This window comes from Streptomyces sp. NPDC002754 (genome assembly GCF_053592315.1).
Window position 1 is genome coordinate 1 of sequence record NZ_JBSFVM010000017.1, and the last position, 19,652, is coordinate 19,652.

21 protein-coding genes are annotated in these 19,652 nt (G+C 71.1%); 14 read left to right on the forward strand and 7 right to left on the reverse strand.

Annotated elements, in window-relative coordinates:
* Positions 1–641 (reverse strand): acyl-CoA dehydrogenase family protein (locus ACWD2L_RS27375; RefSeq protein ID WP_451192035.1); only part of this gene is annotated, 641 nt, incomplete at its 3' end.
* Positions 642–687: 46 nt separating this feature from the next.
* Here ACWD2L_RS27375 and ACWD2L_RS27380 point away from each other — a divergent pair.
* Entirely contained in the window at positions 688–1,779 is a 1,092-nt protein-coding gene (locus ACWD2L_RS27380) for an acyl-CoA dehydrogenase family protein (RefSeq protein ID WP_351333191.1), read from the forward strand.
* A gap of 18 nt (positions 1,780–1,797) precedes the next feature.
* Here the strand turns inward: ACWD2L_RS27380 and ACWD2L_RS27385 are convergent, their stop codons facing one another.
* Complete coding sequence (locus tag ACWD2L_RS27385) at positions 1,798–2,604, reverse strand: SDR family oxidoreductase (protein ID WP_351333188.1); 807 nt, start codon at positions 2,602–2,604, stop codon at positions 1,798–1,800.
* Positions 2,605–2,668: 64 nt separating this feature from the next.
* Positions 2,669–3,424, reverse strand: coding sequence for an SDR family NAD(P)-dependent oxidoreductase (locus ACWD2L_RS27390; RefSeq protein WP_351333186.1), 756 nt, complete (start codon positions 3,422–3,424; stop codon positions 2,669–2,671).
* A 115-nt stretch (positions 3,425–3,539) separates the two neighbouring features.
* Between ACWD2L_RS27390 and ACWD2L_RS27395 the strand changes: the two genes are divergently transcribed.
* Positions 3,540–4,025, forward strand: a complete 486-nt coding sequence (locus ACWD2L_RS27395; RefSeq protein WP_351333183.1) for a MarR family winged helix-turn-helix transcriptional regulator — start codon at positions 3,540–3,542, stop codon at positions 4,023–4,025.
* Between the two features lie 5 nt (positions 4,026–4,030).
* On the opposite strand, the gene ACWD2L_RS27400 is transcribed toward ACWD2L_RS27395, so the two are convergent.
* Positions 4,031–4,717, reverse strand: coding sequence for an IclR family transcriptional regulator (locus ACWD2L_RS27400; protein WP_351333180.1), 687 nt, complete (start codon positions 4,715–4,717; stop codon positions 4,031–4,033).
* A gap of 137 nt (positions 4,718–4,854) precedes the next feature.
* Between ACWD2L_RS27400 and ACWD2L_RS27405 the strand changes: the two genes are divergently transcribed.
* The 7 genes from ACWD2L_RS27405 (at position 4,855) to ACWD2L_RS27435 (ending at position 12,253) form a co-directional block, all read left to right on the forward strand.
* The gene (locus tag ACWD2L_RS27405) at positions 4,855–5,619 is read left to right on the forward strand and encodes an IclR family transcriptional regulator (protein WP_351333178.1); all 765 of its coding nucleotides are present in this window, start codon (positions 4,855–4,857) and stop codon (positions 5,617–5,619) included.
* Between the two features lie 96 nt (positions 5,620–5,715).
* Complete coding sequence (locus ACWD2L_RS27410) at positions 5,716–6,540, forward strand: 2-keto-4-pentenoate hydratase (RefSeq protein WP_351333175.1); 825 nt, start codon at positions 5,716–5,718, stop codon at positions 6,538–6,540.
* Complete coding sequence (locus tag ACWD2L_RS27415; protein WP_351333173.1) at positions 6,537–7,484, forward strand: acetaldehyde dehydrogenase (acetylating); 948 nt, start codon at positions 6,537–6,539, stop codon at positions 7,482–7,484. The genes ACWD2L_RS27410 and ACWD2L_RS27415 overlap by 4 nt, the downstream gene beginning before the upstream one ends.
* On the forward strand, positions 7,481–8,494 hold the full coding sequence (gene dmpG / locus ACWD2L_RS27420) for a 4-hydroxy-2-oxovalerate aldolase (protein WP_351333171.1): 1,014 nt from the start codon (positions 7,481–7,483) through the stop codon (positions 8,492–8,494). The genes ACWD2L_RS27415 and dmpG overlap by 4 nt, the downstream gene beginning before the upstream one ends.
* Positions 8,495–8,668: 174 nt before the next feature.
* Complete coding sequence (locus ACWD2L_RS27425) at positions 8,669–9,559, forward strand: alpha/beta fold hydrolase (RefSeq protein ID WP_351333169.1); 891 nt, start codon at positions 8,669–8,671, stop codon at positions 9,557–9,559.
* Between the two features lie 19 nt (positions 9,560–9,578).
* Positions 9,579–11,312, forward strand: a complete 1,734-nt coding sequence (gene mhpA, locus ACWD2L_RS27430) for a bifunctional 3-(3-hydroxy-phenyl)propionate/3-hydroxycinnamic acid hydroxylase MhpA (RefSeq protein WP_351333168.1) — start codon at positions 9,579–9,581, stop codon at positions 11,310–11,312.
* Positions 11,309–12,253, forward strand: a complete 945-nt coding sequence (locus ACWD2L_RS27435; RefSeq protein ID WP_351333165.1) for a 3-carboxyethylcatechol 2,3-dioxygenase — start codon at positions 11,309–11,311, stop codon at positions 12,251–12,253. Before mhpA ends, ACWD2L_RS27435 begins: the two co-directional genes overlap by 4 nt.
* A 4-nt stretch (positions 12,254–12,257) precedes the next feature.
* Here ACWD2L_RS27435 and ACWD2L_RS27440 read toward each other — a convergent pair whose 3' ends face one another.
* Positions 12,258–13,124 carry an IclR family transcriptional regulator gene (locus ACWD2L_RS27440; RefSeq protein WP_351333162.1) on the reverse strand — a complete coding sequence of 289 codons (867 nt, stop codon included), beginning with the start codon at positions 13,122–13,124 and terminating at the stop codon, positions 12,258–12,260.
* Between the two features lie 145 nt (positions 13,125–13,269).
* Here ACWD2L_RS27440 and ACWD2L_RS27445 point away from each other — a divergent pair, with 145 nt between their 5' ends.
* On the forward strand, positions 13,270–13,866 hold the full coding sequence (locus tag ACWD2L_RS27445; RefSeq protein ID WP_351333159.1) for a nuclear transport factor 2 family protein: 597 nt from the start codon (positions 13,270–13,272) through the stop codon (positions 13,864–13,866).
* A 7-nt stretch (positions 13,867–13,873) separates the two neighbouring features.
* Here the strand turns inward: ACWD2L_RS27445 and ACWD2L_RS27450 are convergent, their stop codons facing one another.
* Positions 13,874–15,124, reverse strand: a complete 1,251-nt coding sequence (locus tag ACWD2L_RS27450) for an amidase (RefSeq protein WP_351333156.1) — start codon at positions 15,122–15,124, stop codon at positions 13,874–13,876.
* Positions 15,121–15,453 (reverse strand): hypothetical protein, encoded by a 333-nt coding sequence (locus ACWD2L_RS27455; RefSeq protein WP_351333153.1) that lies wholly within the window; start codon positions 15,451–15,453, stop codon positions 15,121–15,123. The genes ACWD2L_RS27450 and ACWD2L_RS27455 overlap by 4 nt, the downstream gene beginning before the upstream one ends.
* Before the next feature lie 182 nt (positions 15,454–15,635).
* Here ACWD2L_RS27455 and ACWD2L_RS27460 point away from each other — a divergent pair, with 182 nt between their 5' ends.
* The 4 genes from ACWD2L_RS27460 to ACWD2L_RS27475 are packed head-to-tail and all read left to right on the forward strand — an operon-like array spanning position 15,636 to position 19,603.
* A complete protein-coding gene (locus ACWD2L_RS27460) occupies positions 15,636–16,841 on the forward strand; it encodes an acyl-CoA dehydrogenase family protein (RefSeq protein WP_351333150.1) in 1,206 nt (401 codons plus the stop codon).
* Positions 16,838–18,136: an aromatic ring-hydroxylating oxygenase subunit alpha gene (locus tag ACWD2L_RS27465; protein ID WP_351333147.1), complete on the forward strand. Its 1,299-nt coding sequence runs from the start codon at positions 16,838–16,840 to the stop codon at positions 18,134–18,136. The genes ACWD2L_RS27460 and ACWD2L_RS27465 overlap by 4 nt, the downstream gene beginning before the upstream one ends.
* Positions 18,129–18,653 carry an aromatic-ring-hydroxylating dioxygenase subunit beta gene (locus ACWD2L_RS27470; protein WP_351333145.1) on the forward strand — a complete coding sequence of 175 codons (525 nt, stop codon included), beginning with the start codon at positions 18,129–18,131 and terminating at the stop codon, positions 18,651–18,653. Before ACWD2L_RS27465 ends, ACWD2L_RS27470 begins: the two co-directional genes overlap by 8 nt.
* Positions 18,650–19,603: a PDR/VanB family oxidoreductase gene (locus ACWD2L_RS27475; RefSeq protein WP_351333143.1), complete on the forward strand. Its 954-nt coding sequence runs from the start codon at positions 18,650–18,652 to the stop codon at positions 19,601–19,603. Before ACWD2L_RS27470 ends, ACWD2L_RS27475 begins: the two co-directional genes overlap by 4 nt.
* The last annotated feature ends 49 nt before the right edge of the window (positions 19,604–19,652 follow it).

Genomic DNA, 19,652 nt, shown 5'->3' on the forward strand with positions numbered 1-19,652 from the left:
ACCTCGTTGAACTCGCTGGTTCCCGTCAGCTGCGTGATGGGCCGGATGTCCACCCCCGGCTGGTCGAGCGGGACCAGCAGGTAGGACAGCCCCTGGTGGCGTACGGATCCGGGGTCGGTGCGGGCGACCACGAAACACCAGTCGGACTCGTGGGCGAGCGAGGTCCAGATCTTCTGTCCGGTCACCGTCCACATCTCACCGTCACAGTCGGCCCTGGTGCGCACATTGGCCAGGTCCGATCCGGCGTCCGGCTCGCTGTAGCCCTGGCACCACAGTTCCTCGGCCGCCACGATCGGCGGCAGGAATCGCGCGCGCTGTTCCGGTGTCCCGAACGCGATGAGGGTCGGTCCGAGGAGCTGCTCGCCGATGTGGTTGGCCCGGGCCGGGGCGTCCGCGAGGGCGTACTCCTCGTGGAAGGCGACCTGCTGTTCGAGGGTGGCGCCGCGGCCTCCGTACTCCACCGGCCAGCCCACGCAGGCCCATCCGGCGGCTGCCATATGGCGCTCCCACGCGAGCCGTTCGGCCAGCACCTCGTGCTCGCGGCCGGGTCCGCCGCGGCCACGCAGCGCGGCGAACTCACCGGTGAGGTTGGCCCGCAGCCAGCTGCGAACCTCGGCACGGAACTCCTCGACGCTGGTCATGGACGTACGCTAACCTACCAAACACTTGTTAGGGAAGGAGGGTCGGATGTCCGTCGGCCAGAGCTTGAGGCTGTCGCGTGAGCACGAGGAACTGCGTTCCGCCGTCCGGTCACTGCTCGGTCGGCACGAGGGCGCGGACGCCTGGCAGCCACTGACCGAGCAGATCGGCGTCGCGGCTCTCGCCATACCGGAGAAGTACGCGGGGGCCGGGTGCGGGGCGGTCGAAACGCACGTGGTGATGGAGGAGTTGGGGCGGGTACTGAGCCCCGTTCCCCTTCTGGGCTCGGCCGTACTCGCCGCGCAGGCCGTCCTGGCCACCGGTGACGACGACACCTGCGCGCGACTGCTGCCCGGCATCGCCGACGGCGGCACCGTCCCGGCCCTGGCCTGGGCGGAGGACAGCTCGTGGGATCCGGCGGCGATCGACTCCAGGGCCGAGCGTGACACCGGCGGGACCTGGCGGCTGCACGGCGTCAAACAGCATGTGCTCGGCGGCGCCGAAGCCGATGTGCTGCTCGTGACCGCCCGCACCGACTGCGGCATCTCGCTCTTCGAGGTGGCCCCGCGGCAGCCGGGCGCACAGGTCGAGGCCCGCGCGACCATGGACCAGACCCGCCCGCTCGCGAGGTGGCGGTTCGAAGGGGCCGAGGGCCGGCTCGTCGGTACGGACGGCGCTGCGGCCGGGGCGCTGGAGCGCGCCCTGGACCTCGCCTGCGCGGCCCTGGCGGCCGAGCAGGTCGGGGCCGCCGAGAGGTGCCTGGAGCTGACGGTCGCGTACGCCATGGAGCGCGTCCAGTTCGGCCGGGCCATCGGCTCCTTCCAGGCCGTCAAGCACCGGCTGGCGGATGCCTACGTACTGGTGGAGTCGGCGCGGTCCGCGGCCCTGGGCGCCGCGTTCGCGGCGGCGGAGTCGCCGGACTTCAGCAGGTACGTGTCGGTGGCCAAGTCCGCGTGCTCGGAGGCCTTCTCGGCGGTGGCGGGCGAGATGATCCAGCTGCACGGCGGCATCGGCATCACCTGGGAACACGACGCGCACCGCTACTTCAAGCGGGCGCACGGATCCTCCCAGCTCTTCGGGACACCGGCCCGGCACCGCAGGCGACTCACCGACGGCCTGAACCTGCTCGCCGAGCGGTAGCCGGATCCGGAGAAGGGCTCAGCCCTCCGGGGTCCACACCTTCGGCCAGTCCAGACCGCGCAGGTGGGCGTCGAGGCCGCCGTCGCAGTACATCAACGTACCGACGCAGTAACCGGACTTGGCGGACAGCAGGAAGAGCACCAGCTCCGCGACGTCCTCCGGGCTGCCCGCCCGCCCCGCGGGGATGGACTTCAGGAACGCCTCGATACCCGCCGCGATCCGCGGGTCCTTGCGACCGGCCTGGGTCATCGGGGTGTCGATGAATCCCGGCGCGATGGCGTTGAGGCGGATGCCGTCCGCGATGTAGTCGGCGGCGCGGGTCCGCGTGTACTGGGCGATCGCGGCCTTGGTGGCCGGGTAGGTGAGCACGCCACCCTCGTCACCCAGGGAGTCGGCGAGGGTGCGCGCCGCCTCCTCATCGCCCGCGAGGCATGCCGCGGCGAGCCGCGGGTTCCAACCGGGCTGTGTGGTCGTGGAGTTGGAGGAGGCTAGGACGACGGAGGACTCCCCCGCGGCGGCGAGGGCCGGGCGCAGCTCCTCCAACAGGCCGATGGCGCCGTAGTAGTTGACGGAGACCAGCAGGCTCGCCGGCCGGTTCGCGCCGCCGGAGATTCCGGCGAACGGCACGAAGCCGTCGAGGCGCCCGTCGGCGAGCCTGGTCACCTCGGCCGCCGCGGCGCGTCGCCCCTCCGCGGTGCCGAGGTCGGCCTCCACGTCGGTGCCGCGCAGGTCGACGCCGATGACACGGTGCCCCTGTTCGGTGAGCCGGGCGGCGATGGAGGCACCCATACCGGATGCGGCTCCGGTGACAGCGATGGTTCCCATGTCGGTCTCCTCATGGTGGTTCAGTACGTACGTGTTTTTTTGGGGGCGGACGCCGGTAAGGGCCTCAGCGGAGCTTCACGGCGCCGCCGTCGGCCATCACGGTCTGCCCGGTCATGTACTGCGCGTCGTCGCCGGCGAGGAAGGCGACGATGGGTGCGACATCGCGGTCCGGGTCGCCGAACCGGCCGAGCGGCACGGAGGCGGCGGACTGGGCGTACTGCTCGGGGCGGGCCTCGGCCCAGGCGGCAACGCCGGCGGTCAGAGCCATCGGACAGACCACATTGACCCGGATGTTGAACGGCGCCCACTCGTTGGCGGCCACCCGGCTCAGGCCGCGGATCGCTTCCTTGGCCGCCGCGTAGGAGGCCTGGTTGGGCTGGCCGTTCAGGCCCGCGCCGGAACCGAAGTTGATGACACTCGCGTTGCCGGTCTTCTTGAGCTCCGGCAGAGCGGCGAGCATGAAGTTGCGGGTCGCGTACAGACCGGTACCCATCGCGAGGTCCCAGTCGTCGTCCGTCTGCTCCTCGAGCGGCTTCTGCCGAGAGACGCTCGCGTTGTTCACCAGCACCTCCAGGGAGCCGAAGCGGTCCACCGCGGTGGCCACGGCGGTGTCGGCGACCGTGCGGTCACTGACGTCGCCCCGCAGGAAGACCACGGCGTCACCCAGTTCCGCGGCGATCGCCTCCCCCGCCTCCTCTTGCAGGTCGACGACGACCACGCGGGCACCGCGTTCGACGAACAGCCTGGTGATGGCGCCGCCGATACCGGACGCTCCGCCGGTGACGACGGCCGTCTTGCCTTGCAGGGTGGGGAAGCTCATGACGACATGCCTTTCTTCGTATGCACGCTATGATGTGCATGTTACATACACACTAACGCGCACCCCCCGTCCGCCTCTTGCGGCCGGAGACCGCGACGAAAGGAACACGGCACTCATGACCGAGCCGAGCGAGCAGGAACGTCGCCTGGGAGATCTGGAGCGGGAGCTGACCCTGCTGTCCCGGCACTTCATCGCGGCACGCGGCCCGCGCATCGGCCAGAGTCTCGATCGCTCGGCCTACGTGCTGCTGACCCGCCTGGAAACGGGCGAGCCGCTCACGCTCAAGGAACTGGCGCACACGTTCCAGGCCGACGTGTCCACCATCAACCGGCAGGTCGCCGCCATGCTCAAACAGGGTCTTGTCGAGCGGATCGACGCCGCGGCCAAGGGCGGCGCACGCACCTTCCGCCCCACCCCGCTGGGTCTGGAGCGGCTGGACGCGGACCGTGCCATCAGCCGGGCGGGGGCCGCCCGGCTGATCGAGGCGGCCGGCTGGAGCAGCGAACGCACTCAGCAATTCCTGGCGCTGATGGTCGAGTTCAACCACGGCATCGAGCAGCTGGAGGGCCTCGCGTGGGACCGGTCGACCCCCGGTCGCTAGTCGGCTCAGCCGAGCGCCGAGATCTCCTCCGCGACCGCGCGCATCGTGGCGACGGACCCGGCGGCCACGTCCTGCCGTGACGTGATCAGGTTGACGCACATGTGCAGCGCCGCGTCCGCCAGGTACAGGGGCACGGCGACGCCGTACGCGCCGGGTTCGATCTGCCCGAAGGTCTGCGCGTACCCCTGGTCGCGGGCCTGCGTGACCTCGGGCGACTCGGCCCGTGCGGACAGCCGCAGCGCGGCCAGGGCCAGGCCCGCGGCGCCGACCCCGACGGGGTGCCGGCTGCCCACCCGGTAGCTGAGGTGGTAGTCCACCGACAGCGGCTCGACCACCGCGACGGCGACCGCCTCGTCGCCCTCCGCCGCGATCAGCGCGACCGTGGCACCGAGTTCGTCGGCCGTGCGGCGCAGCACCGGCAGCGCGGCCTCGCGGACGCCCGCCGCGTATCCGCGCGCCAGCGTGACCGTGCCGGACCCGGCCCGGTAGCGGCCGTCGGAGGCCCGTACGACGAGGTGGTGCTCGGCGAGTGTGACCAGGGTCCGGTACGCGATGGTGCGGTGGACGCCGAGGCGCTCGGCGACGTCCTGCACGGCGAGCCCTTGCGGCTGGCCTGCGACCAGTTCGAGGGCGAGCAGTCCACGCGAGAGTGTCTGGGACCCGACGGCCTTGCCCGCCTGCTTGTCGCTCATCGGATCAGTCTACGTGCGCGGTGGTGACACACCGTCACTGCGGTACGGGCGGACGGCCCGGTATCCGTGCACACCGTCCCGTAAAGTCGAGACACCTCGAGACACCTCGACGCACCGACGGCCCGGAAGGAAACGCCTTGAGCGACGACGCGCCCAGCGGTGTCCTGGCCAAGGCCCTCACCGTGCTCCAGGCCTTCACCGTCGAGGACACCACCCTCGGGTTCGCCGAGCTGCAACGGCGTACCGACTTCGCCAAGAGCACGCTGCACCGGGTCCTCGGCGATCTCGTGGCGGCCCGGCTCCTGGACCGCGTCCAGGGGCGCTACCGGCTGTCCGGGCTCGTCTTCGAGCTGGGGATGCGCGCGTCGGTCGAGCGCGGACTGCTCGAAGTGGCCACGCCGTTCCTCGAGGACCTGTACGTACGCACCCATGAACTCGTCCATCTGGGCACGCGCGAGGGCACGGAGGTCGTCTACGTCGCCAAGATGGGCGGGCACCAGCAGGCCGACTCGCCGTCCCGGCTGGGTGGGCGGATGCCGCTGCACGCCACGGCGATCGGGAAGGTGCTGCTGGCCCACTCGCCGCCCGAGGTGCGCGAGGCCACGCTGCGCGGGCCGCTGGAGCGCAAGGCGCCCCGGACCATCACCAACCTCGACGTACTGGCACGGCAGCTGTCCGACGTCGTCACGAAGGGTGTCGCCTTCGAGTACGAGGAGTCGGCGGTCGGCATCGTGTGTGTCGCGGCGGGCATCTTCGGACCGGCGGACGAGATCGTGGCGGCGGTGAGTGTGACGGGTCCGGTGCACCGTTTCCAGCCCGCCCGGCACGCGAACAGCGTGCGCGCGGCCGCGGCGGGCATCTCGGCGATGCTCGGCCGCCGCGCTGAGCTGCGCAGGCGTTGATCCCAGGCACTGGCCCAGGTACTGATTCGCAGGCGAGTTCCGTGAGGCGGAACTCCGTGCTGGGCCCAGGGCGGCTCCTTTCGCCAAGCTGAGGGCATGAACGAGATTCCCCCCGGCAACGATGCCGTCGCACAGGCGGCGCGGCGGCTGCTGCGCGCCGCCGCCGACCACGTGCCCTGCCCCCCGGTGCGCGACCTGATCGGCAGCGACGACGTGAAGGCGGCGTACGCCGTCCAGGCGCTGCTCACCGCGGACCGTCTCGAAGCGGGCGGCCGCGTCACCGGCCGCAAGATCGGCCTCACGTCGCCCGCCGTGCAGCGGCAACTGGGCGTGGACCAGCCGGACTTCGGGGTGCTGTTCGCCGACATGAGCGTCGAGGACGGCGGCTCGGTGCCGGTCAGCGACCTGCTCCAGCCCAAGGTCGAGGCGGAGATCGCGTTCGTCCTGGGCGCGGATCTCGCCGAAGGCCCCCTGGACGACGCGCAGATCCGGGCCGCCGTGGCGCACGCCGTGCCCGCGCTGGAGATCGTGGACAGCCGGATCGCCGGCTGGGACATCACCTTCGGTGACACCGTCGCCGACAACGGTTCCTCCGCGCTCTACGTCCTCGGCGCCGCGGCCGAGCCGCTCGCCGAGTTCGAGCCGGTCGAGGCCACCATGACGCTGAAGCGGCACGGCGAGGCCGTCTCCAGCGGCGACGGCGCGGCCTGCCTCGGCGACCCGCTCACCGCGCTTGCCTGGCTCGCCCGGACCGCGCGCGACGTCGGCGACCCGCTGCGCGCCGGCCAGGTCGTGCTGTCCGGGGCGCTCGGCCCGATGGTGCCCGCCGCGGCTGGCGACGTGTTCACCGCCGACATCGGCGGACTCGGCTCCGTCTCCGTCCGCTTCCACGCCTCCAGCCATGAAGGAGCCTCCGCATGAAGACCAAGGTCGCCGTCATCGGCTCGGGCAATATCGGCACCGACCTGATGATCAAGGTGCTCCGCCTCTCGGACACCCTCGAAATGGGCGCGATGGTCGGCATCGACCCCACCTCCGACGGACTCGCCCGCGCCAAGCGGCTCGGCGTTCCCGTCACCGCCGAGGGCGTCCAGGGCCTGATCGCGATGGACGGCTTCGAGGACATCCGGATCGTCTTCGACGCCACGTCCGCGAAGGCGCACATCGCCAACGCGGCGGCGCTCGCCCCGTACGGCAAGCAGCTCGTCGACCTGACGCCCGCCGCGATCGGCCCGATGGTGATCCCGGCGGTCAACCTCGAGGCCCATGTCGCCGCGGAGAACGTCAACATGGTGACGTGCGGCGGCCAGGCCACCATCCCGATCGTCGCGGCGGTGTCCTCGGTGGCTCCGGTCCCGTACGCGGAGATCGTCGCCTCGATCGCGTCGAAGAGCGCAGGGCCCGGCACCCGCGCGAACATCGACGAGTTCACGGAGACGACCAGTCACGCCATCGAGACGGTCGGCGGCGCGGCGCGCGGCAAGGCCGTCATCGTCCTGAACCCGGCGGAGCCGCCGCTGATCATGCGGGACACCGTGCTCGCGCTGGTGAACGCGCCCGACGAGGCCGCGCACGACGCCATCCGCGCGGCCATCGCCAAGCGCGTCGACGAGGTGTCGGCGTATGTGCCGGGCTACCGCCTCAAGCAGCAGGTGCAGATTACGCCGGTCCCCGCCGACCAGCCGGTGCACACGCTCACCACGGCCCCGGTCACCCATCAGGTGTCCGTCTTCCTCGAGGTCGAGGGGGCCGCACACTACCTTCCGGCGTACGCCGGGAACCTCGACATCATGACCAGCGCGGCCCTGCGGATGGCCGAGGCCATGGCCGCGCGCGCAGACGAACTCCAGGGAGCCGACGCATGAGTGACACCAAGCTGTTCATCCAGGACGTCACTCTGCGCGACGGCATGCACGCCATCCGGCACCGCATCGAGCCGGAGCAGGTCGGGAAGATCGTGGCCGCCCTCGACGCGGCCGGCGTCGACGGCATTGAGGTGTCCCACGGCGACGGCCTCGCCGGCGGCTCCCTCAACTACGGCCCCGGCAGCCACACCGACTGGGAGTGGATCGAGACGGCGGCGGCACACATCAAGAACGCCCGCCTGACCACTCTTCTCCTCCCCGGCATCGGCACCATCGAGGAGCTGAAGCAGGCGTACGCGCTCGGGGTGCGCTCCGTGCGCGTCGCCACGCACTGTACCGAGGCCGATGTCTCGGCCCAACACATCGCCACGGCGCGGGAGTTGGGCATGGATGTCTCCGGCTTCCTGATGATGAGTCACATGGCGGATGCGAAGACGCTCGCCCAGCAGGCCAAGCTCATGGAGTCCTACGGCGCCCACTGCGTCTACGTCACCGACTCCGGCGGCCGCCTGATGATGGACGGCGTCCGCGAGCGGATGCGCGCCTACCGCGACGTGCTCGACCCGGCCACCGAGCTCGGCATCCACGCCCACGAGAACCTCTCGCTCGCCGTCGCCAACTCCATGGTCGCGGTGGAGGAGGGCGTGAACCGCGTGGACGCCTCCCTCGCGGGCCAGGGCGCGGGCGCCGGCAACTGCCCGATCGAACCCTTCGTCGCGGTCGCCGACCTCAACGGCTGGGAGCACGGCTGCGACCTGTTCGCCCTTCAGGACGCGGCCGAGGACCTGGTGCGCCCGCTGCAGGACCGCCCCGTGCGCGTGGACCGCGAGACCCTCACCCTCGGCTACGCCGGGGTCTACGGCTCCTTCCTGCGTCACGCGGAGGCGGCGGCCGAGCGCTACGGCATCGACGTGCGCACGATCCTCGTCGAGGTCGGCAAGCGGGGCCTGGTCGGCGGCCAAGAGGACATGATCGTCGACGTGGCGCTCGGGCTCGCACAGGCCAGCTGACACCACGCACACCGCAGGGCCGGGAGGGCAGTGCCTCCCGGCCCCGTTCGGCATGTCCGCACGGCCGCCACGTGCCTGCCGCGCACCACGGGACGACCTGCCTGGGAACCCTTGACATTCCTTCCGGGCAGGCGTTCCATCGCTCTCGCTGGTGTGTAAATAACGATCGCCAGCGTGCACATACAGAACGAGGAGTCGGGTCACATGTCCCTCACCAAGGAAGCCGCAGCACACGACATCGCCCTCCCGTCGGGCCTGCGCATGCGCTACTACGAGGCCGGGCAGGCCGGCGCCGCGCCGGTCGTGCTGCTGCACGGGTCCGGCCCCGGCGCGACGGGATGGTCGAACTTCTCGGGCAACATCGACGAGATCGCCGCCGCCGGGTTCCATGTCATCGCCCCCGACATGCCGGGCTGGGGCGACTCCGACGCCCAGGCGACCAAGGACATGGACCACGACGCGACCCTCGTGGAGTTCCTCGACGCGCTGGGCCTCACGAAGGCCGCGCTCGTCGGCAACTCGATGGGCGCCCACACCGCGGTCCGCTTCGCCACGCTGCACCCCGAGCGGATCACCCACCTCGTGACGATGGGCGCCTCGCTCGGCCGCGGCCCCGCCTCCCTGTTCGGCGCGGGCGACGGCCCAAGCGAGGGCCTGAAGGTACTCGTCAGGGCGTACAAGGACGCGAGCCCGGAGAACATGCGGGCGCTCGTCGAGATCATGACGTACGACAAGGCGCGCTTCGCGACACCGGAGCTCACCCGGGCCCGCTCCGAGGCGGCCCTCGCCCGCCCCGACCACCTCCAGAACTACGTCGAGGGCCTGGCGCACGGCGCCCCCATCCCGATCAAGGTCGACCGCGACCTGATCCCCGGCATCGAGACACCGACCCTGCTGATCCACGGCAAGGACGACCGGGTGCTGCACTACGAGACCAGCCTGTGGCTCCTTGCGAACATCCCCAACTCCCGTCTCGTCCTGCTCAATCGGTGCGGGCACTGGGCGATGATCGAGCACGCCGCCGAGTTCAACCGCCTCGTCATCGACTTCCTGTCGCACAACTGAACCGGACGGACCCCGCAACATGAGCACTCTTGACACCGATGTCGTTGTCATCGGAGCAGGGCCCGTCGGCCTCACCCTCGCCAATCTGCTCGGCGTCCGCGGCCACCGGGCCACCGTCCTGGAAGCCCGCCACGAGCTGATCGACTACCCGCGCGGCGTCGGCCTCGACGACGAGTCGATCCGCACCCTGCACACGGCGGGCCTGTGGGAACGGGTCCAGCCGTTCACGGTCCCGCACCACGTGGTGCGCCTGGTCAACGGCGCCGGCCGGGTCCTCGCCACCAACAACCCGAGGACCCAGGAGTTCGGCTACCCGCGCAAGCACGGCTTCGTCCAGCCACTGGTCGACAAGGAACTCGCCACCGGACTGGACCGGTTCCCCGACACCGAACTGCGCTTCGCCCACCGGGTCGTGGGCCTCGACGACCACGGCGACCATGTCACTGTCACCGCCGAACGGATCGACACCGAAGGCGAGTTGGTCGACACGGTCACCCTCACCGCCCGGTACGCCGTCGGCTGCGAGGGCGGCAGCTCCTTCACCCGCAAGTGGATGGGCGTGGAATTCGAGGGGAAGTCACCCTCGACCCGCTGGGTGGTCGTCGACGTGGCCGACGACCCGATCGGCACCCCGTCGGTCTACCTCGGCGCCGACCCGCGCCGCCCGTATGTCTCCATCGGCCTGCCGCAGGGCATCCGCCGCTGGGAGTTCATGCTCCACGACGACGAGCCGACCGACCTGTGCGACGACCCGGCGTTCATGCGCTCCCTGCTCAGGCGCCACGTCCCCGACCCGGCGGCCCTGAAGGTCATCAACCAGCGCACCTTCGCCCACCACGGCCGCGTCGCCTCCGACTTCCGCGAGGGCCGGGTGTTCCTCGCGGGCGACGCAGCGCACCTGATGCCGGTCTGGCTCGGCCAGGGCTGGAACTCCGGGATCCGCGACGCGACGAACCTGGCGTGGAAGCTCAGCGCCGTCCTCGCGGGCGACGCGGGTCACGCCCTCCTGGACACGTACACCGAGGAGCGCCGGGGGCACGCCTCCGCCATGATCGATGTGAACATGGCGGCGGGCACGGTCATGAAGATGGGCCGCTTCGGCGGCACCGTGCGTGACGTCGCCGCGTCCGCGCTCAACCTCGTACCGAAGTGGAAGTCGTACTTCACTGAGCTGCGGTTCAAGCCCATGCCGCGCTACACCGCCGGTGTCGTGGTCGACCAGGCCACGCTCGCTCCCGGCAGGGCACGGGCCGACTTCAAGCACGGTGGACGCCTCGCCCCGTTCATCGACTCTGCGGGCGAACTCTCCCCGGTGGGGCTGCAGTTCATTCAGCCACGTGTCACCACCGCGGAGGCCATGGACGTCCTGCTCGACGACGTCACCGGCCACTGGTGGACGCTCGCCACCTGGGGCACCGACCCGACGGCCCACCTCACCGAGGCCGACCTCGCGCTCGTGCGCCGGCACCGGATCAAGCTAGTCGCCTTCGTGCCGGAGACCCAACGCCCGTGGGCGGAGCGGCAGTTCGCGAACTCTCCGGCCCCCGTCACCGTCGTCGGTGACAGTACCGGGGCGCTCAAGGACTGGTTCGACGTCCGCGCCTGCGGCGTTGTCGTGCTGCGCCCCGACCACTTCGTGGCCGCGGCCTGCCTCGCCCGCCAGGCGTCCCGGGCGCTCGCCGCCCTGTGCACGGCGGCGTCGCTCACCACCGAACCCGTCAAGGAACCGGCCCTGGAAGGAACCCCGGCATGACCGTCGCCCTCGTCACCATGTCGCACAGCCCGCTACTGGAGTTCGCCGATCCGCCGGCCGACGTGACCGCCGCTGTCCAGGGCGCCTTCTCCGCCGCGCGCACCTTCGTCGAGGAGTACGACCCGACGCTGGTCGTCTCCTTCGCGCCGGACCACTACAACGGCTTCTTCTACGACCTGATGCCACCGTTCTGCATCGGCTACAAGGCCCTGGGCGTCGGCGACTACGGCACCACCGCGGGCCCGCTGAACGTGCCGACCCGGCGCGCCGAGGAACTCGCCCAGTGGGTCGCGGAACGTGACATCGACGTGGCCGTCTCCCGCCGCATGGAGGTCGACCACGGCGCGATCCAGCCGCTGGAGATCCTCTTCGGCGGCATCGACACGGTGCCCACCATTCCCGTCTTCGTCAACGGCGTGGCCGAGCCCTTCGTGACGATGCGCCGCGTGCGACGGCTCGGCGAGGCCATCGGCGGCTTCCTCGCAGGGCTGGAGGGCGAGCGCGTCCTCGTCCTCGGCTCCGGCGGCCTCTCCCACGACCCGCCGGTCCCCCAGTGGGCCACCGCGGACGACACCGCCCGCGCCATGCTCCTCAACGGCCGGCACCCCACGACCGCGGCCCGCGACGCCCGCCAGCAGCGGGTCATCGACACAGCGAAGGCGTTCGCCGCGGGCACCGCCCCCATCCGGGACCTCAACCCCGAGTGGGACCGGGCCCTGATGGCGACGCTCGCCTCCGGCGACCTCTCCCCGATCGACGCGATGACACCCGCGCGAATGGCGGAGGACGCGGGCAACTCCGCCCATGAGGTGCGCAGTTGGGTCGCGGCCTTCGCCGCACTCGGCGCGGCGGGCCCGTACGACGTGACGTACTCCTTCTACCGGCCGATCAAGGAGTACATCGCCGGGTTCGGAGTGATGACGGCGCACGCTGCGGGGTGAGCCCTCAGCCCGCCATGCCGACACCCGGACGGGCATCCGCTCGGGAGGCGTCCTGCCGGTACAGGCCGCGGCCGATGTCCGCCGCCGTCGCCAGCAGCGCGTGGATGAGCTGCTGGTCGTCGCGGCGGTCGGCCGGGATCGTCGCGGAGATCGTGGCGATGACCCGGTCACCCCCGAAGTACGTGATCGGCACGGCGAAGCTCTTGTACCCGTGCATGCGCGACTCCCGCTCCTGGGCCCACCGGCGGGAACGGATCTGGGCCAGCTCGGCGCGCAGCGCGACCGGGTCGAGCCGGTCGGCCGTCGGGAGGCCTTCGGCGCGCTGTGCCTCGAGGTCCGCGATCACGTCCTCCTGGTCGTCGCTGTAGGCCAGCAGGACCCGCCCGGAGACGGTGAACAGGCGGGACACGTTCGACCCCACGGCCGCGACGACGGCGGCCTCCCGGCGCCCGCCGAGCCGTTCCAGGTAGCAGCATTCGGTGCCGTGCGGCACGGCCAGGTGGACCACGGCCTGGGTCGCGGCCCGCAGGTCCAGCATCGCCGGTCGCGCGACGGCCCGCAGATGCGCGGGGCCGGGGACGAGGCGGCCCAGTTCGAAGATGCGCCAGCCGAGCTGGTACCCGTCCGGGGTGCGGCTGAGGTAGCCGAGCTGGACGAGCTCCGTTCCGAGCCGGTGCACGGTCGCCTTGGGCACGCCGGAGCGGCGGCTGAGCTCGCTCAGGCCGAGGCACGTCGAGCCGGAGGAGAAGGCTCCCAGCACCAGGTGCGCCTTGCCGAGCACGGAGCTCATGTGCGGTTCGGGGGCCGTGGGCTCGGCTCCCGGGGCGGGCTGCTCCTCGGTGCCGAGTTCTGCCTGGGCGCTCGCGCGCATACCGCTTCCCCTCGCCGGTTCCAATGAACAATGAACAGGGCCGATTGTTCAAACTTTTTGAACCGCTTGGCAAGCCCCACAGGCGTCGATCCGCCCAGTGGACCGAGCGGTTCCTTCCGGGGCGCGCGGCGTGGAGGCTGCCGACATGAGTAGCCAAGACACCATCGACACCCTGGTCAAGCGCATCGAGGTCCTGGAGGGCGAGGCCGACATCCGCCGCCTCCAGGCGCGATACATGTTCCTGTGCGACACACCGTGCCCGGAGTACGGGGTGGAGAGCGACGAGCAGCGCATCGAGCTGATCCTCGGCCTCTACACCGAGGACGCCATCTGGGAGGGCGTCGGCGAGTACTACGACAGCCAGTTCGGCCGGGCCGAGGGCAAGGCGGCGATCCGCGCGCACTTCAGCCGCTTCTGGCCGAAGGACCAGGACCCGAAGCTGCTCCTGAACGCCCACTGGCTCACCTCGGAGCAGATCCATGTGCACGGGGACGAGGCCGACGGCCAGTGGATCCACTTCCAGCCCTGGCTCTTCGAGGACGGCAAGTCCCTGATCCGCGCCAGTCGACTCAACAACGCCTTCCGCAAGGTCGACGGCGAGTGGCGGATCACCAGGACCAGGACCGAGAACGTCGCCATCGCCGACCTGCCCGACTTCTTCGCCGGCAGCTACCCGAAGCAGTCCGTGCTTCTCAAGGCGCCGGGCACGAACCACACCAACGAGCACGCCGCCGGCGCCTGAATCCTTCTCACCCGTTGAGGTTTCGCTCCACCCACACCGCGGCACGCAGGGCTGCCGTCTCGGACTCCGCGATCACCTGGAGTCCGAGCGGCAGCCCTGCCGCGTTCCGCAACCCCGGCACGGCGACGGCGGCCAGGCCGAGAGCCTGCCAGGAGCGGCTGAGCACGGGATCGCCGGTGGCGTCGAGCCCCTGAGGAGCTGCCCCGGGCGCGGCCGGGCCGAGCACCGCGTCGTACTGGCTGAAGAGCGCGCAGAGTCGGGTGCGTGCGGCGGAGACCAGGTGGCACGCGGCGCCGTAGTCGGCTTCCGTGGTGTCCGCGCCGGTGCGCAGCAGCCCGGCGAGGGGCGCGCTGAGGCGGTCGGCCTGCTCCAGCTCGACGGAGCGTTCGCGTGCGGCCTCGTAGGCCATCACCACCGGGTGCGACGCGGTCACTTCGGCGATCAGGGTCTCCAGCGGGAAGGCGTCGACCCTCGCGCCGCGGTCGGTGAGCCGGGTCGCTGCCGAGGTGAGCGCCGTACCCATCTCGTCGGACACGACCGCCAGGGGTGCGGCGTTCCAGAGCGCGAGCCGCGGGGGGCCGTGCTCGGCGCGGGCCGGGTCCTGCTCGCCGGTCAGAGCGGACCACGCGAGGGAGACATCGGCGGCGGTGGCCGCGTACACGCCGTGTGCGTCGAGGCTGGGGCTGAGGCCCGCGACGCCCTCGGTGGACAGGTGACCGTGGCGCAGTACGAGCGAGGCGACGCCGCAGTACGCGGCCGGCCGGGTCACCGATCCCGCGGTCTGGGAGCCGATGGCCAGCGGGACCTGCCCGGAGGCGACCGCCGCCGCCGAGCCGCTGGAGGAACCGCCGGGCGTGTGCCCCAGGTTGGCGGGGTTGCGGGTCGGGCCGGGCGCGAAGAACGCGAACTCCGTGGTCACGGTCTTGCCCATCGGGATCGCCCCGGCCGCCCGCCAGGCCGCCACGACGGGGGCGTCCCGCTCGGCGGGTCCCGCGTCGGCGCGCAGTACCGAGCCGCACCGGGTGGGCAGTCCGGCCAGGTCGATGATGTCCTTGACGCCCATCGGGACGCCGCCCAGGGGGCCGCCGGGTACGGCCGCGGGTGTGTCATCGAAGGCCACCCAGGCACGTACCTGCTCCTCGGTCCGCGCGATGCGGTCACGGCTGCGCCGCAGGGCCGCTTCGGACGTGGTGCGTCCCGAGCTCAGCTCGGCGACGAGTTCGCTCAGGGGCCAGGGCTTTCGGACGGTGTCGCTCACTTGGTACCCCGCTGTACGTCGGTCTGTGTGTCGGTCCCCGACCGCATGTCGGTGCCCCACTGCACGTCGGCCTCCCAGAAGTCCATGCCACCGGCGCTCACACCATGGCGCCAGTCCGAGGTGCGTCGCAGGGCGGGTTCGACGCGGGCGGTCTCCTCGTCCGCCGCGTCCGGGCCGTCCTGGGGAACGCCCCAGTGCACCCAGCCGAGTTCGCGTCCCGCGGCGTCGCGGACGAACAGGTCGACGTGTTTCCACCCGTAGCCGTGGTTGTCGTTGTAGCAGGTGAGGGTCATCCGCGGGGCGCGGTCATCCGGCTCTCGCTCTTCCATGCTCGGCCACTCCTCCTTTGGGGTCGTGTCTGTGGCGGCGCGTCCGTTCCGCCTACGGATCCGACCACATCGTCCTGCCGGTTCCGCCGCGTCGGTCCACTCACCGGTCCGACCCGTCGCATCGGCACACGCGATGGCTGAGCATCCCGTTGGGCCTCGAACGCGAGCCGGAAGGAGCCGACATGGGTGACACCCCCGAGCCAATAGCGGGCACGAAGTGGCAAGCGGTGCTTGCGGAGCTCACCGAACGACGGGCGGAGTTCAACGCCCAGGGGTACGTCCCCCGTGACTTCATCGAGAAGCTCATGCCGTTCGGTGTCTACCGGCACGCCACCCCGATCCGGTTCGGGGGAAGTGTGCTGCCGCCCCACCAATTCCTCCGGCTGGTCGAGGAGGTGGGCCGTGTCGACGGGTCCACCGCCTGGGTGGTGGGCTTCGCGTCCGCCAACACCTACCTCGGCGCGCTCCCCGTGGAGACGCAGAAGGAGATCTACCGCGAAGGCCCCGACGTCGTCGTGGCCGGTGGCCTCTTCCCGATGCAGAAGGCCGAGCGGACCGCGGACGGATTCCGGGTGAGCGGCCGGTGGAAGTTCGCCAGCGGCTGCATGGCCGCCGACTACATCAACGTGGGCCTGTTGGACGAGTCCGCGGGCGGGCAGCCCCGCGCGGCGCTGCTCCCCGCCGATCGAGTCACCATCGTGCAGGACTGGGACGTGAGCGGGATGCGCGCGTCGGGGTCCTTCGACACGGTGCTCGATGACGTCGAGATCCCGCTGGAGTGGACCTACATCCGCGGCGGCGCCTCACAGATCGACGAGCCCCTCTTCCGCTACCCGCTGCTCGCCTACCAGGCGCAGTGTCACGCGGCGATCGGGCTCGGTGTGGCCCTGGGCGCCCTGGACCACGCGCACCGCTCCGGCTCCTACCGGGGCATCACGGGCGCGCCGCCGGTCGGCGAACGGGCCTACTACCGCACGGAGTTCGCGCGGCAGTACGTGGCGCTCCAGTCGGCGCGCCGCTACTTCCTGGACGTCGCCGAGGAGGTGTGGGAGACCGTCAGCGCCGGGGAGGCGGCGAGCGCGGAGCAGGTCGCGCGGATCCGCCTCAGCGCCGTGCACATCGCCGACACCGCCGCCCAGGTCGTCCACGACCTGTCCAAGGTGTCCGGGGCGGCGATCATCCAGAACTCCCACCCCCTGAACCGGATCCGGCTCGACGCCCAGGTCCCCCAGTTGCACGCCTCGCTCAGCCAGCACATCTACGACGACGCCGGGGCCGTCCTGCTGGGCCTGGATCCGACCACCCCCGGCTTCCTGGGCCCCGAGAACCCCCGTGGCGACCGGGACCACCGCCCCAGGAGCGGCAACACCGAGGAGAAGACAGCATGACCATCGAGTTCACCGCGGCGAACATCCATCAGTTGGATCCTGCCGATCTCGTCCAGGACGATCGCGTCGCCGCGCGGGTCTACACCGACCCGGAGATCTTCGAACGCGAGATGACCGAGATCTTCGAGAAGACCTGGATCTGGGTGGCGCACGAGAGCGAGCTGCCCAAACCGGGCAGCTTCAAGTCCACGTACGTGGGCCGCAATTCGGTGATCGTCACGCGGGACCGCAAGGGCGCCCTCCACACCCTGGTCAACCGCTGCCGGCACCGCGGCGCCAGCCTGTGCGAGAAGCCACGCGGCGAGGCCAACGGCTTCACCTGCCCCTACCACGCCTGGTCGTACGGCCTGGACGGGCGGCTGCGCGGCATCCCCTACCCCGACGGTTACGAGGGGGTGCTGAGCAAGGACCAGATGGGCCTGCACAAGCTGCGCACCGAGAGCTACCACGGCCTGATCTTCGCCACCTTCGACCAGGACGCCGAGCCCCTGGAGGAGTTCCTCGGCGATGTGCGGGGGTGGGCCGACCGGTTCATGAAGCAGGGCGGCGGCTATCCGCTGAAGGTGCTCGGCACCCACCGCTTCAGGTTCCGCGGCAACTGGAAGATCCAGCTGGAGAACACCACCGACGGCTACCACTTCCCGATCGTGCACCGCTCCTGGATGAGCTCGGTGGACGGCGAGACGGCCGACATGCTGAGCTTCATGACCGACCCGGCCTCCACCTGCCAGGCCCTCGGCAACGGGCACAGCGTGATGCACATGGTGCCGGCGCACATGGATCTCGACGCCGACGACGGCAGCGAGCCCCTGCAGCCCCGATTTGACGGCCTGGCCGCCGAGTTGAGGCAGGGCGGGGCCGACGAGGCGCAGGTCCGCAAGCTGGTCCGCGCCATGCACGGCACCGGTTCGAACCTCAATCTGTTCCCCAACGTCGGCCTGTCCTCGGCGTTCTTCCGGGTGCTGCGCCCGATCAGCGTCGACGAGACGATCATCGAGCACGTGGCGCTCGGCGTGGACGCCCCGGAGGAGATCGCGGGGCCGATCCGCCGCGAACGCCTGCGCATCCACGAGCACTTCCAGGGCCCCTTCGGCTTCGGCACCCCCGACGACGCCGAGGGCTGGGACCGCGTGCAGCGCGGCGCCCAGGCCTGCCCGGAGATGCCGATCATGGTGAACCGCGGCCTGAAGCGCGAGACCGAGGCCCCCGAGGGCTGGGCCACCTCGCACAGCACCGACGAGACCGGTATGCGGGCCGCGTACCGGATGTGGAAGAAGATGATGAGCAATGGCTGAGACCGCCATGATCCCCAACGCCGCCACGGCCACCCTCTCCGACCCGCGCGTCGTGCGGGCCATCGAACTCGCCTGGCACGAGGCCGACTTGCTCGACCGCAAGGAGTACCAGGCGTGGAACGAGCTGTACGCCGATGACGGCATCTACGTCATCCCGCTCGATGCCACCACCGAGGACTTCGACGACCAGCTCAACATGGTCTACGACGACGCCCGGATGCGGGCCATGCGCGTCGCGCGCCTCACCGAGGGGTACGCCATCGCGGCGGTCGACTCGGCGAGGACCGCACGCACCGTGTCGCGCTTCGTGGCGGTGGAGACCACCGACGCATCGGTGTCGCTGCGGGCCGCCCAGGTCGTGGTCGCCTATAAGCGGGGCCGTCACCAACTGTGGGCCGGGGACGTCGAGTTCACGGTCCGGTTCGGCGCGGACCGCTCCGAGGACCGGATCGTGCGCAAGGTGATCCGGCTGGTGGACTCCGAGGACGCCGTGCCCGCCGCGGGGTTCCTGCTGTGAGTGTCGCCGTCCAGGTGTCCGAGATCGTGGAGGAGAGCGCGGCGGTCCGCTCCCTGCGGCTGCGCAGGGCCGACGGCGCCGCGTTCGGCCCCTTCGCCGCGGGCGCGCACATCGATGTGACAGGGCCGACCGGGGTCCTTCGCCAGTACTCGCTGGCGGGGGACCCGGCCGACCGCTCGTCGGTCCTCATCGCGGTGAAGCGGGAGGCGGAGTCCCGGGGCGGCTCGGCGGCCCTCCACCAGGCGGAGCTCGGCGACGAGTTGACGATCGGCCCGCCCCGCAACCTGCTGGGCATCGCCGACGACGCCGACCGGCACCTGCTGGTCGCCGGCGGCATCGGCGTCACCCCGCTGCTGAGCATGGCCTACGAACTCCACCGGCGCGGCGCCGACTTCGCGCTGCACTACTTCGTACGCTCACGCGCCGAGCTCGCCTTCGGCGACCTGCTGGAGCGCCGCGCCGAGTTCCGCGACCGGGTCACCCTCCACATCGGGCGTCCGCGGGGCGAACACCCTGACATCCTGCGGCCATCGGCGGCCACACTGAGTGCCGACAGCCATGTGTACACCTGCGGGCCTGTCGGGTTCATGGACCAGGTCACCGCGGTCTTCGCCCCGGTCGTGGGCGAGGCGCAGGTCCATGTCGAGCACTTCTCGGCGGAGCCGGTCGACGCCTCGGACAACACACCGTTCACGGTGGAGCTCGACACCGGTGAGGAGTTCGAGGTCCCGGCCGACCGCTCGATCCTCTCCGTGCTGGAGGAGGCGGGCATCTCCGTCGGCAAGTCCTGCGAGGAGGGCATCTGCGGCTCGTGCGTCTCCGGCCTGCTGGAGGGCACCGCCGACCACCGCGACCACTGCCTGTCCGCCGCCGAGCACGCGGCGGGCACGGAGATCGCGCTCTGTGTGTCACGGGCACGCTCCGAACGGCTGCGCATCGAGCTGTACTGACCGGCGGCCGGCACACCGGCGACACCGTCGGCGGACGCGCTGCCCCACT